This window comes from Armatimonadota bacterium (assembly GCA_028871815.1).
GTDB lineage: Bacteria > Armatimonadota > Chthonomonadetes > Chthonomonadales > Chthonomonadaceae > REEB205.
This window is the reverse complement of record JAGWMJ010000001.1, coordinates 302428-316829: the sequence shown is the minus strand read 5'-3', so window position 1 is coordinate 316829 and position 14402 is coordinate 302428. Positions and strand designations below refer to the sequence as shown.

Below are 14402 nucleotides of genomic sequence, written 5' to 3'. Positions count from 1 at the left end.
CGCGCGTTTGGGCATTTGACTGCGAGTGGACTCCAGACCCCATCTCGGGTCGGCTGGCGTACCAGCTGCCGGATACGCTTTCCGATATGGAGGTATTGGCGGAGATGTGGGCACGAGGCGGAGCCACGCCGGAGGTGCCCCGGCCGTTTCTCCGCACCTCGCTCTGCCGCCTGCTGACGATCGCGCTGGTGGATCGCAGCAGCGCAAATGGACAGGTGAAGCTGAATATCCGAACCCTGCCTGCGGCCACATCCGGGGACCAGCCTGGAGATGAGGCATCTATCCTCAGCCAGTTTTTGCGTGGTGTTGGCCAGTATCAGCCGCAACTGGTCGGTTTTAACTCGTTTAACTCCGATCTGCTGATCATACGCCAGCGCGCGATCGCACTCGGCGTAGCAGCGCCGGCATTCTGCAGGCGACCCGAAAAGCCGTGGGAGGGGCCGGACTACTTCCGTAGAGATAACGATTGCAATATCGACCTGATGGAACTTCTCACGGGCGGTGCGTGGGACCGGGGCACGCGGACATCGCTGAGCGATATGGCGCGGATCAGTGGCATTCCGGGCAAAATGGGCACTGATGGTGACGATGTCGCAGAGCTCTGGCTCCAGGATCGCATCGGCGACATTCTGAACTACAACGTCTTTGATGCGCTTACCACCTATTTACTCTGGCTGCAGGTTGCGCACTTTGGCGGCCACTTTACCACCGACGAATGGCACGAGGAGCACGAAAGGCTGGAGGCGCTGATCACTTCAGAGATTGAATCCGGCGCCCGCCCGTGGCTGCAGCTCTACCTGGACGAGTGGCGGCGGCTGCGCTCGTTCCGCACCCAGTTTGCGGCAGGAATGGCTGAAACGCAGGCGGGCACGGCCGAAGGAGACGCGAGCGCAGCCGTCGGCGGCGTTGAGACCACGGCGGCTGTACCAGGCAAGGCGCCAGGCAAGAAACGACCTACTTCCCCAGCAAAGGGACCTTAGGCGCGATCCCATTGGCCTGGTTGTGCAGCAGCCGCAGGAGGGATTGAGCGCTATACGTTTGCGCTTGAAGGAATACGCCGCTGCCACGCCCCACCCATTCCTTTCCCTTTTCGGAGAAGTCGTGGCCTGCGAACTTGATGATCACGATCAGTACATAAGCACGTTTAATCGACGACTCAAACTGGGCCGCCGTTGAGTTCTTCGCGGTACCCTTCCACTCGATCAGATCCTCTCCGAGAGCCTCCTTGAGTTGCTTGGTCACCGCGCTCTTCGGCGTGCCGCCGAGGATCAGCACTCGGCGTCGATCGAGCCAAAGCCTCAGCTCCTCCAGTTCCCGGTCCGTCAGCGACCGGGCGCCCTTTGAAGCCGCATCGTCGTCCGGCGCCTGTACTTTGGCTGTGAGCCTGGCCTGGCGTGCCTTCTCTTCCCGAACGGCGGACATGAACCTGGGCGGGATGTCCGCGCCAACCAGGAACGACTCCGGCAGCGCGATCAGCAAACTCCGGATCCCCTTGTGCGTCACGGGGAGTTTGCACTTCAACCACTCCTCGAGGCTGGCGCGCAGCCGATCGGCGTCCTCCCCCTTCCTCCTGCCCTTTGCAAATCCAGGTTCGGCGATCATGCCGGTCACCTCACGAAGAATGCGCTGCTCCGAATCTGACTTGAACGCGGCCGCTGCGGCAGCATGTGCCGCTGTGAGCTGCTGATCGAGAGTGGCTGACTTCTCAACCAGTTCGGAGTCGGTCGTGTTTGGGCTGAGAGTGAATAGGTAGCAGTTGGTTTCGTTGATGGTGTCAAGCAGCCAATCGTAGACCTGCCGTTGATACCGGTCCTTACCGTTGGTGTTGGATAACAGGCGGAACAGGATCTGCTGCCGCGCTCCAATCGCCTCAAGAAGGTCGGAGGGCGGCGATTGCGCGAACAGCGACGCATTCTCGCGGTACCAGCGCATGGCGGCGTGTGCATCCGGAAGTGCCGTGTAGGCCGCCGCGGTCTGCTGCCACCACGCCGGAGACGACCTGCTAGGCCCCGCCTCCCAATATCGGTCGTCGAACGGGAAGTGTTCCGCCTCGTCAGAATCGAATTGCAGGCTATTTCGGATATCTGTCACCAGTTGCTGCACGCGACCGCTGACGCGTGACGCTTCCGCTTCAGCGGCAGCCCCGGCGGCCCGGCATATAGCGGCGCGATAGGTGCACGAGCGGCGCGCCTCGATACAGCCGTCACCTGCCGCGGGGGTCTTCAGATCAGGATCGGTGAGCTCGGTCAGTAAACCTTCCAGCGTAACTCGGAGGCGCTCCGCCACTGCCGCCTTCTCTGCCGTCACGTCGTCGGCGTCATCGGTAGATGCCGTGGCTGCCAGCAGCGCCAGATCGAGGCCGTCACCAATCTCCAGTGCTTCAGAGAACTCGGCCAAATCCTCCGCCGCTAGTTGTGGCTCCGCCCAATCCGCGGCAAGTTCCAGAGGCGCCCGGTGCTCGGCGCCTGGTTGCGCCGGCAGCGCATCGCGCTGCGACAGGGCTGGCGGCACGGCCGGCAGCGCTCTGTTCTCCACCTGCAGGCTGTGGAGGTACGCTTCGAGGTTCCGCTCCAGGCTCTGTAAGGTGTCGTCGAGGTCGGCAGATGCCGACTGCTGCGCCAGCTCGCGCAGCGTACGGACACGATCCAGCCGCCGGCACGTCTCATCGCGGAACTGCTCGCGATATCGACGTCGCTCAAGTTCAGCCTCACACGCGTCCAACCAGGCGTCAAGCTCCGCCAACTGCACAGGTATCGGTCCAGCATCGTCGCTAGTGGTCACCGGTTTGCCTCCATTCGCTGCGTGTGCGCAGCCCGGAAAGTCAACGTTCCAACAACATCCAACTACCAGGATCGACGACAATCCGGAAGCCCCAAACCGCGCTGCCGCTGCCTACCGCCGGATTTGAGCGATATAGCTCAGGCTGGCGGTCTCATGGCTGTGAGGATCCAGTACGAAGAGGGCCACTGGCGATTTGCCGGCAGGCACCCGTGCAGCCTTGCCTCCGCAGCGTTCAAAATCGGGTGTAGACTCTGATAGAACCGCCAGCCCATTCTCCGGTGACGGAGGTGGAGCGCGGCGCCGATGGGCCGAACGGTCGCTCGTCGGAATCCAGCAGCCTCCGCCTCACGCAGCAGGTCTTCACAAGCGAAGCTGTAGTAGGGGATACCGCTCGGATACACACCTTCGATGGGCGCATTGCGCCAGGTGAACTCCGCGTTGTTGTATGCCGTCACCACCAGGCGGCCGCCGGGCCGCAGGCATCGGTACAGCTCTTCCCACGCTATAGATCGCTGCCCGGGCGGAATGTGCTGCAAAACCAGCGCACACACCGCCGCGGAGAAACTACCGCCAACCAGGGGAAGCGACGTTACACTGCCGGCAGCGGCAATAACCCCATCGAGATGCTTGGCAGTCAGCAGCTTCAAGCTCTCGGTGCTGAAATCGAGGGCGGCAATACGGCGTCCGTTACCGACCAGTTCTCGCGTCACGAGGCCCGTGCCGCAGCCGGCATCCAGGAGCGGGCCGTCGCCGATCCCGTTCAATGCACGTCTAAGGATCCGGGCGTGCATCCGGTAGTAGGAAGCGCCCTTGTTGCGAATCTGCTCGGCTTCGTAGGTGGCAGCCTCCGCATCGCGCCCGCGCTGTTCCGCATGGGCAGCTTCGGCCTCGGCAGTACCGGAGGGCAGGTCGGCCTTGTGGTTCGTGCTGTCTGAGTTCATGCCTGCCTGCCGGCCTTCTCAGCCAGGTTCAATGCATCGGTCAGGCTCACCAGGTGTGCGCCGGCCGTCTGCATCTCCGCTTCCGCCGCATCACCATCGCCCGGATTCAGATTCACCGCACGGCATCCCTCCCGGACCACCGAGACGCTGAATCCCAGCCGGAGGGCATCCAGAACGGTGTACTTGACGCAGTAATCGGTGGCCAGGCCCATCACCGTGAGCTCGGCCACGCCGAGTTCGCGCAACTTTGCTTCCAGGGTTGTGGCGTGACGCCTGCCGTTGTCATAAAACCCGCTGTAGCTGTCCACATCAACGTCGGTCCCCTTTCGCACGACCACGGCGTTCGCCGGCAGGAGCAACGCCGACGCGAACTCCGAGCCATGACGGTTCTCTACGCAATGCACCGGCCACAACACTTGAGGCAGACCGTTCAGATCGATCCGATCCCCGGGTACGCGACCCGGATGGTTTGCGGCAAACGAGCTGTGCGTCGCAGGGTGCCAATCCTGCGTGGCTGCGACGATACCGAAATACGGGATCAGCGCATTGGCCACGGCTACAACCTCATCACCAGCGGGTACCGCCAACGCCCCCCCTGGAAGGAAATCGTTCTGGATATCGACCAGAATGAGTGCGCGGCGCGGGTTCATGAGTTCCTCCTCGGCCTCGTCACGAACGGTCGTCGGCCAGCAACTGCGCCTGCGCCTCGGCAAGGCGCGGCGATAATCCAGCGGGGTACGCTTGCGGGTTGAGGAACCGCTTCACGGCGGCGGGCACCGAAGAAAGCCCCTGCGCGGCACGGTCGCGTACCGCTGAAATCGGTTCCGGCGGCTCTGTCCGCACTCCGGCACGCATCACCGGATTCAGAAGGAGTTGCCGTTCAGCGTCGGCCGCGATGCGCCGCTTCCGCATTGGATTGAGCGGCTCGACCAGCGTTCGCGCACCCTCCGGCTCTGCCAGCTCGTCGAAGATCACATCGCCCACAAGCTCGCCGGCCACGGTATAGCGCGCCGTCTGCAGCATCCCTGGAAGCGAGCTTTTCGCCAGCTGCTCCGAGGCCTTCATCACCGGGCTCCAGGTTTCGCCATCCCGCACGGCGGTCAGCTTGTACACGCCGCCCAGCGCGGGTTGGTCCCAACCGGTTACCAGGCGCGTGCCTACACCCCACGCATCGATGCGCGCTCCCTGCGCCAGCAGGGCACTGATGACCGTCTCGTCCATATCGTTACTCGCGATTATCGTGGCATCCTTCAGCCCGGCACCATCGAGCATTGCCCGAGCCTGGATGCTGAGCCTGGCAAGGTCACCGGAATCCAGTCGGATGCCGATTGGTTGACGGCCATCGGCCGGGAGCGCAGCCGACGCGCGAATGGCGTTCTGAACGCCCTGCAGTGTGTCGCGCGTATCCACCAGGAAGACGCAGTTGTTCGGCATCGCTTCGGCCCATGCCTCAAACGCCTGAAGTTCGTCGGGAAACATCATCACCCAGCTGTGCGCGTGTGTGCCTCGAACCGGGATACCATACTCCCGGCCGGCCGCAAGGTTCGAGGTGGCTGCGCATCCACCTATGTAGGCGGCGCGGCTCGCGGTAAGGCCACCATCCCAACCCTGAGCGCGGCGCAGGCCAAATTCGATGACCGGCCGACCGGCCGCAGCCTGGCACACGCGTGCGGCCTTGGTTGCGATCAGCGACTGGAAATTGATCTGGTTGAGAATAGCCGTCTCGACCATCTGTGCCTGGAGAACCGGTCCCCGCACACGCACGATTGGCTCGTTTGGGAAGACCACGGATCCTTCCGGCGCGGCGTCCACATCGCAGCGGAAGCGGAACGCCGCGAGGTAGTCCAGGAATCCGGCGGGAAACAGCGATGTTCCATCAGCGCCCGGCAGCGCCGCCAGATAGGCCAGATCATCGCTGTCGAAGCGCAGCCGCTCCAGATACTCGAGCGTGCTTGCCAGTCCGCCTGCCAGTGTATAACCGCTTCCAAACGGATTCGAGCGGAAATAGAGGCAGAACACCGCCTCGCGTTCCGCCATGGCTCGCATCCAGTAGCCGCACGCCATCGTGAGCTGGTACAGGTCGGTATAAAGTGCTCGCGATCGTTCCGGCAACTGAAGTTCCTGTGCGGCCCACAGCCGGGCCGCCGTGCCTACAGGTTACCGCAAGCGCATCGTGTGGTGGCGCTGACGCAAAGTCGCCGCCCGGTGCAGGAGAATCGATGGCGATCAGGGAACTGCTCCCAGTCAGGAGCCCAAACCTATGCCGAATCCCAATCGCACGACCCGCCGCCGATTTATTGCCGGGGCAGCGTCCACAATCGCCGGCGCCGCTTTCGCGGCCCGCAGTTCCGCTTCGAGGGCACAAAAGACTCTGCCGAAGCGCATCATCCTGGGAAAGGGAGACCACGCGTACGAGTGCTGGCACGATTGGCTCCAGCCTCCGGCGAATCTGCTTTGGGGCGACACGCATGGCGTCACGCAGGATAGCCATGGACGAATCTATATTGCGCACACCGTCCGTGAGCACAGCCCATCCTCCAACACCATTGTAGTATATGACCATAATGGCAAGTACATCACCTCTTGGGGCAGTCAGTGGGTTGGCGGCGCACACGGATTGGACCTGCGCAAGGAGGGGCGCGAAGAGTTCCTCTACCACACCGACATCGCGCACCGCGTCTACGCCAAAACCACGCTGGATGGCAAGGTGATCTGGCAAAAGGGCCTACCGGCCGAGTCCGGTGTCTATGGTCCTAACGACCCGTTTGTCCCAACCAACACCGCGTTTGCGCCGAACGGGGACTTCTACGTTGCCGATGGCTACGGCTCCAACTGGATTCATCAGTTTGCGCTCAATGGCGACTACATTCGCACCTTTGGCGGCACCGGCACTGAGCTTGGCAAGTTTCGCACACCACACGGGCTCATCCTGGATACGCGCAAAAAACCCCACAACCTCGTCATCACCGACCGGTCCAACCGGCGAATTCAGTACTTTACGCTGGATGGCAAGGTAGTTTCTGAGGTGACGAACGGCATGCGGGAACCGTGCCATTTCCATACGCGCGGTGAACTGATGGTGGTGCCCGATTTGGATAGCGTTGTCACCATCCTGGATGGCAACAACCAGGTGCTGGAGCAGCTGGGTGATGGCTTCCCGACTAACCTTACCGATGCGCCCAGAAGTCAGTTCATACCCGGCAAGTTTATTCATCCGCACGGCGCCAAGTTTCTCCACAACGGAGACATCCTTGTAGTCGAGTGGGTATCCCATGGCCGCATCACGCTGCTGAAGCGCGTTAACGCGTAGATCGCCGCCGGCGCCACCGCTTTGGGTGCGCACGGTTTCGTCTGACCGCTGGTCCGGAGCGCCGGGAATACGGGCGCGCTATACTGTTGCCGTGTTGGGCCGCCGCGCGCGCGTATGAAAACCCTGGATCGCTACATCCTGGCTGAGATGCGCGTGCCGTTCCTCATCGGGCAGGGCGCAATCGTGCTGATGCTTATCGGTACGGTGCTCTACAACAACGCCAACGTCCTGTTGGAGCATCAGGTGCCATGGGCCGATGTGGCGCAGATGGTGCTCTACTTCGTACCATTTCTGGTCCACATGACCATGCCGGTGGCTGCGGCCGTTGCCGCGTCGTTGACGGTTAGCCGGCTGACGCGAGACTCCGAGATCACGGTCATGCGCGCCGGAGGCGCGAGCCTCGCGCGAATCTTCTTGCCTGTGATCGTAGCGGGACTTATACTCAGCATCGGTGACTTCTACTTCGGCGAGTACGTCGTTCCGGCGGCGATGGACCGGTTTGACAACGTGGTTAGCTCCATGCCGGCGCACATTCCAAACCTGATACCCAACCCGAAGCAGGTGTATGTCACCTTCGATCAGGGCAGCATCTTTTATGTGCAGAGCGTGGTTCAGCGACACGGTTATCTGGATATGCAGGGCGTGCAGTTTATCGTCGGTCTGCGCCGGGTCCTGTCGGGCCAGGCCCAGCCCAGGATATTCATCGCGCAGCACGCAACCTACCAGAACGGCGTGCTGACGCTCATGCACCCGCTGGTGATTTCGTATTCGCTGGATGGCAAAGTACTCGCCAAAGGGCACGTTGCGCAGATCAAAGTAAACGCCCCTGTTGACCCAAGCGCCATCGAGAGCAACTTTCTGCTGCAGCTTCCGCTTGGTCAGATGGCGCAAAACTCCACGCTCACATTCCGGCAGTTAGGCCAGAATATCGCGCGCAACCGGACCGAGCACATCGATGACCCGTATGCCATTCTCGACTACCACTTCAAGCTCTCGGTGCCGTTCTCATGCCTGGTCATGGCGCTCTGCTGTCCGCCGATGGCCCTCCGTTTTGGCCGTGGCGGCGGGTTTATGGGGGTGCTGCTCTCCATCTGCCTCGTCTTCGTCTACTGGAACACGCTGCTTGCGATGCGGATCCTCGGTTCGCCCGGCGCCGCCGGAAGCGCGCCGATTCTACCTCCGGCAATCGCGGCCTGGACTCAGAATGTAATCTTCGCCGCTGCGGGCTTGTGGCTGCTCAAACGTTCGGAATAGCGGGCGCAGGCAGCAAAACCTGCGTCAGTGCCCGCGGAGCAGCGGTGAGCCATCCGGCACGCCGTGCGGCAGCAGTTCGTACTGCGTGGTGCGCCGCATCGGCGTATAGCCGGCATCGCGGATCAGCCGCTCCATCTCTTCAATCGGCATGGTAAACGCACAGCCGGCCGAGGAGACCACATTCTCTTCCATCATGGTGCTGCCAAAGTCGTTCAAACCGTACCGCAGCGCCACCTGGGCCACCTTTGGGCCCTGCGTCACCCACGATGCCTGCATGTGCGGGATGTTGTCCAATACAATTCGGCTCGCCGCGACGGTGCGAAGGTAATCGAATGCTGATGCCCGCTCGCCGGTAAGTTCGGTGCCGTCCGGTTGAAACGACCACGGTATAAACGCGGTAAAGCCGCCGGTCTCATCCTGCAGATCGCGCGCCCGTATCAAATGCTCTACCCGGTCTTCAACCGTGTCGACCGAGCCGTACATCATCGTTACCGAGGTGCGCAGCCCGGCGCGATGTGCCTCGCGCATGCAGTCCAACCACTCATCTGCCGTATCTTTGTACGGTGAGATGGTTTCACGCACGCGGTCCGTCAGTATCTCTGCACCACCGCCCGGCACGCTGTCCAGCCCGGCCTTTTTAAGCCTGGCAAACATCTCGGCCTGGGTCAACTTGCTTATGCGCGCCAGGTAGATCAACTCTGCCGGGGAAAACGCGTGCAAAATAACGCCGTACTCTCCAAAGCGCGCCTTGATGCCCGACAGCAGGTCCTCATACCACTCGATTTTCAGCTTGGGATTGAGCCCGCCCTGCATCAGGATCTCGATGCCGCCCACATCCACCATCTGCTGGACTTTAGCGTAAATCTCCTCGCGGCTTAAAACGTAACCTTCCTCATGGCCGGGAACGCGGTAGAAGGCGCAAAACTTGCATCGAACCCAGCAGACGTTGGTGTAGTTCACGTTGCGACCCACAACGTATGTCACCAGGTTGTTGGTGTCCGGATGCAGTCGCTCACGCACCAGGTTGGCCAACCACGCCAGTTCGGGCAGGTTGGGGTGTGCGAACAGGCGTATCGCCTCGTCACCATCTACGCGCCCGCCGGATATCACCTTGCTCGCGATATCGTCGATGCCGCGCCCTCTTATGAGCGGCGCTCGCTCTGCAATCGTCATAGTTGTTTCACGTTCAGCAGGCTACCAGCTACTCGCCGGTAGCCGGCGCTCGCAATGCCCGGCCCGCTATATCCCGCCGGTATTGTAACCCATCAAACTGGATGTGACTCATTCCCACATAGGCTCTTGCTGTTGCGGTAATCAGGTCGGCGCCCAATCCGGTAACACTCAGTACACGGCCACCCGAGGTTTCTATACGCCCATCCGAACCATACCGTGTACCGGCCTCAAACACCAAACACCCTTCGGATTCCGCGGCATCGGCAATGCCGGAAATCGGTATACCGGTACGGACAGCGCCCGGATACCCGGCGGAAGCGGCCACGACGCACACCGACGTGCCTGCACGCCACTTCAGGCTGGAAGGCATCCGGCATTCGGCAGCGCCAAGAAGCAGGTCCACCAGATCACTCTCCATCAGCGGCAGCACGGTTTGCGCCTCGGGGTCCCCGAATCTGCAGTTGAACTCAATCGCCTTTATACCATCAGATGTGAGCATGAGTCCGGCGTAAAGCAAGCCTTTGTATGGAATGCCATACTCCGCAATAGCCCGTATCGCCGGACGTACCACCGTGTCCATCGCCTCGTCAACAAGCGCCGGCGGCATGATTGGAACCGGCGAGTACGCTCCCATGCCACCTGTATTGGGGCCATCGTCGTTCTCAAGCAGTCGCTTATGGTCTTGTGCCGGCAGAAGTGGCAGCACCGTCTCACCATCGGAGACTGCCATCAATGAGGCTTCCTCGCCCGCGAGTCGCTCCTCCAGGATGACACGCATTCCCGAATCGCCGAAATCCCGAGACTCCATCATCCGCGAGACAGCTTCGTGCGCCTGCTGTTCGGTATCGGTAACAAGTACGCCCTTGCCGGCAGCCAGCCCATCGGCCTTTACCACCAGGCCGGTGCTTCCGGGATTCTCGCCGAAGTGGCCGGCCGCAGCCTCGTGCGCTTCTGCGGCTGTTTCGCAGATTCGGAATGCGGCCGTAGGTATGTTCGCATCCTCCATCAACCGCTTTGCAAATGCCTTGCTGCCCTCCAGTTTCGCTGGGTCCGCAGAAGGGCCAAATATCCGCAGGCCGCGGGCCTCAAAGCGGTCCACAATTCCGGCAATAAGTGGCGCCTCAGGGCCAACTACCGTCAGATCAACCAGCTCACGTTCCGCAAAGCTCGCCAGCGCGTCCAGATCGAGAGTTGACAGTGGCACCAGGTCGGCGAGAGAAGCAATACCGGGGTTACCCGGAGCGGCAAACAGGTGCGGCTTGTGGCTGCTGCGCGAAAGCGCCCACGCTAGAGCGTGTTCGCGCCCTCCGCCTCCAATAATGAGGATGCGCATCGATACCGCGGCCCCCTAGGCGCCCTTGCCTCCGACTGCAGAATCTGGCGCCCAGTCGCTGAATTTCGCGTACTCCTTCCGAAACGTCACCAACACGGTGCCGGTTGGGCCGTTGCGGTGTTTGGCCACAATCAATTCTGTAGTGCCGTCGTCATCCACCAACGCGCCATCCGGCTCGCCGAGGTCGCTGTCGCCGTCGTCGCTTCTGCCTCGGCCTGATCGACCCGCGCGCGCCTGCTTATAATCGTGATAACCCTTGCGGTATATCAGAATCACCACATCGGCTTCTGCTTCAATTGCACCGGAATCACGCAGGTCGGAAAGCAGCGGTTTGCGTGATCCGCGATCCTCGCTGCCTCGAGATAGCTGCGAGAGCACAACAACCGGAACACCCAACTCGCGCGCAAGCGACTTCAAACCGCGAATCATGGCAGAGACTTCCTGATTTCGGTTCTCGGACCTTACCGTAGAGCGCATCAGTTGCAGGTAATCCACAATCACCAAATGCAATCCGCTTCCTGCCTTCAAGCGGCGACACTTTCCACGGATTTCCAGCACGCTGGAGTCGGAGGTGTCATCGATGAAGATCGGAGCCTGCCCAACCGTTTGCATGGCGGACGTCAGCCGTGAAACCTCGGCATCGTCCAAATCACCTGTGTTCAACCGTTGGCCATTGATTTGTCCTTCCGAGCACAGCATGCGCTTCACTAACTGCTCAGCAGCCATCTCCAGGCTGAATATCGCGACAGTCTTTCTCTCGACTTTCGCCAGATGCGTACCAATCTGAACGGCGAGCGCGGTCTTACCCACGCTCGGCCGCGCGGCAATCACAATCAGATCGGCAGGCTGAAGGCTCGTGAGTTGAGTGTTCAAGTCCTTCAGATGTGTCAGGTACTCCGCCGGCCCTCCAGCCTCGCTGGCTCTTTCCATCGAATCCCAAACGTTCTCGATGTAGGCGCTGACCGGCGTGAGGCCACGACGGCTGCGTTGATCAGCGACACCGAAAACCAGCTCCTCAGCCCGATCGGCGGCATCGGCGCCCGAGAGCTGTCCATTTAGCGCAAGGGCCTGGATCTCGGAGCCACAGCGAAGCAGGGAGCGGAGGATCGCCTTATCGGCAACAAGGTCGGCATAATAGGGCGCATTCGCCGCCGTAGACGGCACCGTCATCAACTCATTTAAGTAGCTGGCGCCGCCACTCTCGTCCAACTTGCCGAGCGCTTGCAGCGTTTCGGTGAGGCTCACAAGGTCGATCGGCTTGTGGCTTTCCGCCAACTCAAGCATGGCGCCGAAAATCACCCGGTGCCGGTCGAAGTAGAAATCGGCGGAGCTCAGCACCTCAGTCGCTTCTTCTACGGCACGCTGATCGAGGAGCATCGCGCCAAGGATGGCCTGTTCGGCCTCCAGATTCTGAGGAGGAACGGGGTCGTTCCGCGCCGCGTTTGGCAGATTCATGGCGGTGGCGCGGCCGTTACTCCCCTGGCGCTCATTCCACAGAAGGTTCGGGCACGGCCTCGTCTACCGGCGCATCTTCCATCGCCGGCGTTTCCGCAGCGACAGCCGGATCGGACGCCGCCTCAGTCGCGACAACAGGCAGCAACTCGGCGGCGAGCCGCGCTTTTTCACGCGCTTCCAGCTGCTCCTGAGTGGCAACATCTACCTTGAAGCTGGCAGTAACCTCACTGTGCAGCCGAATTGAAAGGCTGTATGCCCCGGTCGTCTTGATCGCGTCAAAGTGACCGAGCTTGCGCCGATCGACCTCCACGCCCGCAGCTTCGCCAAGTTTGGCGGCTACATCGGCTTCGGTAACGGCGCCGAAAAGCCGGCCGGTATGCGCGTTTGCCCGCACCACAAACTGAAGCACCACGCCCTCGATGCGATCGGCGGCGCTGCGAGCGGAAGTCGCCTTGTTGGCTTCCAACGCTGCAAGTTTCGCCAGCTTGTCCTGGTACTGCTTCATCACGCTGCTGTTAGCTACCAGGGCAAGCCGACGCGGCAGCAGGTAGTTCCGCGCGAATCCGCCGGCAACCGTTACAATCTCGCCGTCGATGCCCACCTTGGGTACATCGCGCGTTAGCATTACTTTCATAACAAACCTCTCTTCCCTGCTGACGCTTCCGCCGGCGCCGGTGAGCCTGAGACTTCAGCACCACGTTTTGGGTGGTCGCACACACATGCAGGCTACCGCACTATTCGGAGACCAATCGCGGGCGCCGGATGATCCAGCAGGTCGTAACTTCCCAGCCAGATTGAGGAGTATCTGTTTACCCGCAACAGCCCCCTCAAGTCAAGTTTGGGATGGCGCGTGTCGTACAGGTCGGCCTGGATGCCGTTGCCGAATGAGGGAGCCCAGTCCAGCCCAACGCCGGGCTGGCTGGCGTGTACGCCAAAGCGGAATGTGGTCGTTGGTGAAACGCCTTTGCCGTACTGCAGGTTCCATCTTGTGGTTTGGCCCAGATCGTAAAGGCCAATGTCTACCAGGTCGCTCTTGCCAACATGCACCTGGGCATCCAAGTCCAGCCGTAAATGGCCCGGATTGAACTGCTGGGCAACGTTGGCAATCAACGAAGTCGGCGGCAGCTTTATCGTGGGCTTATGTACGCTCATCAGCCGATCGAGCAGCGTGTTCACTTTGGTCAGCGTCTGCTCCCCGCTCCGGGTTACCCCGCTCAGGTTGCTCACGGTGCTCTTCAGGTTACTCTGCAAGGCGGGGTCACCCACCAGTTGGTCCAGGTCTGACGCAATCTGGTTGAATCGCGAGAGCGTCGCGCGCGCCAGTTCGGCGGTATCCTGCAGCGACTGCACCAGCCGTGGGTCGGTCACCTGCTCGGTCAGCTTCTTGACCACAGAGTTGGCATCCTCAATGGTGTTATCCAGCTGCGCCAGAATGTCACTAAGACGGCCGGTGATTTTGGTTACCGATCCGTTTCCGGTTTTCACCACCGCGATTAGCTGCCGGCTGAGCTGCTGCGACGTGACCTTTGCTTGTGCGGAAACGTCGCGGAAATTCGAAACGGTTTGCAGCAGCGAGTTTCGCATGCCCTGGTCGTCCAGCAAGCTCGCGGTAGAACTGGCCGCCTTGTTGGCCGTCTGCATCATCGTTTGTGCCGACGCAAGAATCGTGTTGATGCGCTTCGCCGCCGTCTTGAACTCGCCGCTAATGGCGTCAAACTGACGGTTCGCCTTGCCGACCAGTTCCTGCGCCGTAGCGGTCGGCGGCGCGCCGGTAACCCGCGCCGACCCGTCTTGAGGCAAGCTTGCCGTGGATACGCCTGGAACCACGTGGAGTTGCGGGTTGGATATCAGCAGCCCGGCTGCAATTTCGAACCTGGAATCGGCAGGAATCTGGTATCGATCGCGTATAGACAGGGTTACCACTGGCATTGGCGGCCGAAGCCGTGTGTCCAACTCCACGCTTCGCACCTCACCAATTTGTACACCATCCATGCGGACCGGGCTTTGTGCCTCAACGCCCTGCGTATCTGCAAACGACACATGCACCAGGTAGGAATTGGGATTCAAATGTGCCAGATACAGATAGAGCGAAACGCCCACGACAAGCGCTACCAGTCCGACCAGCGCCGTACGCAGAGCAGGTTTTGCCGCCATG

General features: G+C 61.2%; 12 protein-coding genes. 3 read left to right on the top strand and 9 right to left on the bottom strand.

Going from position 1 to position 14402, the window contains the following annotated elements; all coding sequences use genetic code 11:
- Positions 1–86: 86 nt before the first annotated feature.
- On the top strand, positions 87–980 hold the full coding sequence (locus tag KGJ62_01310; GenBank protein MDE2125209.1) for a hypothetical protein: 894 nt from the start codon (positions 87–89) through the stop codon (positions 978–980).
- Here KGJ62_01310 and KGJ62_01305 read toward each other — a convergent pair.
- The 4 genes from KGJ62_01305 to KGJ62_01290 all read right to left on the bottom strand — a co-directional run bounded on the left by KGJ62_01305 (position 955) and on the right by KGJ62_01290 (position 5786).
- Positions 955–2781 carry a hypothetical protein gene (locus tag KGJ62_01305; GenBank protein MDE2125208.1) on the bottom strand — a complete coding sequence of 609 codons (1827 nt, stop codon included), beginning with the start codon at positions 2779–2781 and terminating at the stop codon, positions 955–957. The genes KGJ62_01310 and KGJ62_01305 overlap by 26 nt on opposite strands.
- Before the next feature lie 137 nt (positions 2782–2918).
- A complete protein-coding gene (locus tag KGJ62_01300) occupies positions 2919–3722 on the bottom strand; it encodes a class I SAM-dependent methyltransferase (protein ID MDE2125207.1) in 804 nt (267 codons plus the stop codon).
- Positions 3719–4372 carry a bifunctional nicotinamidase/pyrazinamidase gene (gene pncA / locus KGJ62_01295; protein ID MDE2125206.1) on the bottom strand — a complete coding sequence of 218 codons (654 nt, stop codon included), beginning with the start codon at positions 4370–4372 and terminating at the stop codon, positions 3719–3721. The genes KGJ62_01300 and pncA overlap by 4 nt, the downstream gene beginning before the upstream one ends.
- Positions 4373–4391: 19 nt before the next feature.
- Positions 4392–5786 (bottom strand): nicotinate phosphoribosyltransferase, encoded by a 1395-nt coding sequence (locus KGJ62_01290; protein ID MDE2125205.1) that lies wholly within the window; start codon positions 5784–5786, stop codon positions 4392–4394.
- A gap of 196 nt (positions 5787–5982) precedes the next feature.
- On the opposite strand from KGJ62_01290, the gene KGJ62_01285 reads away from it, so the two are divergent.
- Positions 5983–7032 carry a hypothetical protein gene (locus KGJ62_01285; GenBank protein MDE2125204.1) on the top strand — a complete coding sequence of 350 codons (1050 nt, stop codon included), beginning with the start codon at positions 5983–5985 and terminating at the stop codon, positions 7030–7032.
- Between the two features lie 114 nt (positions 7033–7146).
- A complete protein-coding gene (locus KGJ62_01280) occupies positions 7147–8286 on the top strand; it encodes an LptF/LptG family permease (protein MDE2125203.1) in 1140 nt (379 codons plus the stop codon).
- 24 nt (positions 8287–8310) lie between these two features.
- On the opposite strand, the gene mqnC is transcribed toward KGJ62_01280, so the two are convergent.
- From mqnC to KGJ62_01255, 5 genes are all read right to left on the bottom strand, one after another.
- Positions 8311–9459, bottom strand: coding sequence for a dehypoxanthine futalosine cyclase (gene mqnC, locus KGJ62_01275; GenBank protein MDE2125202.1), 1149 nt, complete (start codon positions 9457–9459; stop codon positions 8311–8313).
- 28 nt (positions 9460–9487) lie between these two features.
- Positions 9488–10792, bottom strand: coding sequence for a phosphoribosylamine--glycine ligase (purD, locus tag KGJ62_01270; protein MDE2125201.1), 1305 nt, complete (start codon positions 10790–10792; stop codon positions 9488–9490).
- A gap of 15 nt (positions 10793–10807) precedes the next feature.
- Positions 10808–12247 carry a replicative DNA helicase gene (dnaB, locus tag KGJ62_01265; protein MDE2125200.1) on the bottom strand — a complete coding sequence of 480 codons (1440 nt, stop codon included), beginning with the start codon at positions 12245–12247 and terminating at the stop codon, positions 10808–10810.
- A 31-nt stretch (positions 12248–12278) separates the two neighbouring features.
- Positions 12279–12881 carry a 50S ribosomal protein L9 gene (gene rplI, locus KGJ62_01260; protein ID MDE2125199.1) on the bottom strand — a complete coding sequence of 201 codons (603 nt, stop codon included), beginning with the start codon at positions 12879–12881 and terminating at the stop codon, positions 12279–12281.
- Between the two features lie 92 nt (positions 12882–12973).
- Positions 12974–14401 carry an MCE family protein gene (locus tag KGJ62_01255; protein MDE2125198.1) on the bottom strand — a complete coding sequence of 476 codons (1428 nt, stop codon included), beginning with the start codon at positions 14399–14401 and terminating at the stop codon, positions 12974–12976.
- Between the last annotated feature and the right edge of the window lies 1 nt (position 14402).

Bases quoted from the DNA above. Each gene is read 5' to 3' on its own strand.
- KGJ62_01310 (MDE2125209.1), top strand. From the start codon at position 87: ATGGAGGTATTGGCGGAGATGTGGGCACGAGGCGGAGCCACGCCGGAG.
- KGJ62_01300 (MDE2125207.1), bottom strand. From the start codon at position 3,722: ATGAACTCAGACAGCACGAACCACAAGGCCGACCTGCCCTCCGGTACT.
- pncA (MDE2125206.1), bottom strand. From the start codon at position 4,372: ATGAACCCGCGCCGCGCACTCATTCTGGTCGATATCCAGAACGATTTC.
- KGJ62_01290 (MDE2125205.1), bottom strand. From the start codon at position 5,786: ATGGCGTGCGGCTACTGGATGCGAGCCATGGCGGAACGCGAGGCGGTG.
- KGJ62_01285 (MDE2125204.1), top strand. From the start codon at position 5,983: ATGCCGAATCCCAATCGCACGACCCGCCGCCGATTTATTGCCGGGGCA.
- KGJ62_01280 (MDE2125203.1), top strand. From the start codon at position 7,147: ATGAAAACCCTGGATCGCTACATCCTGGCTGAGATGCGCGTGCCGTTC.
- mqnC (MDE2125202.1), bottom strand. From the start codon at position 9,459: ATGACGATTGCAGAGCGAGCGCCGCTCATAAGAGGGCGCGGCATCGAC.
- purD (MDE2125201.1), bottom strand. From the start codon at position 10,792: ATGCGCATCCTCATTATTGGAGGCGGAGGGCGCGAACACGCTCTAGCG.
- dnaB (MDE2125200.1), bottom strand. From the start codon at position 12,247: ATGAATCTGCCAAACGCGGCGCGGAACGACCCCGTTCCTCCTCAGAAT.
- rplI (MDE2125199.1), bottom strand. From the start codon at position 12,881: ATGAAAGTAATGCTAACGCGCGATGTACCCAAGGTGGGCATCGACGGC.
- KGJ62_01255 (MDE2125198.1), bottom strand. From the start codon at position 14,401: ATGGCGGCAAAACCTGCTCTGCGTACGGCGCTGGTCGGACTGGTAGCG.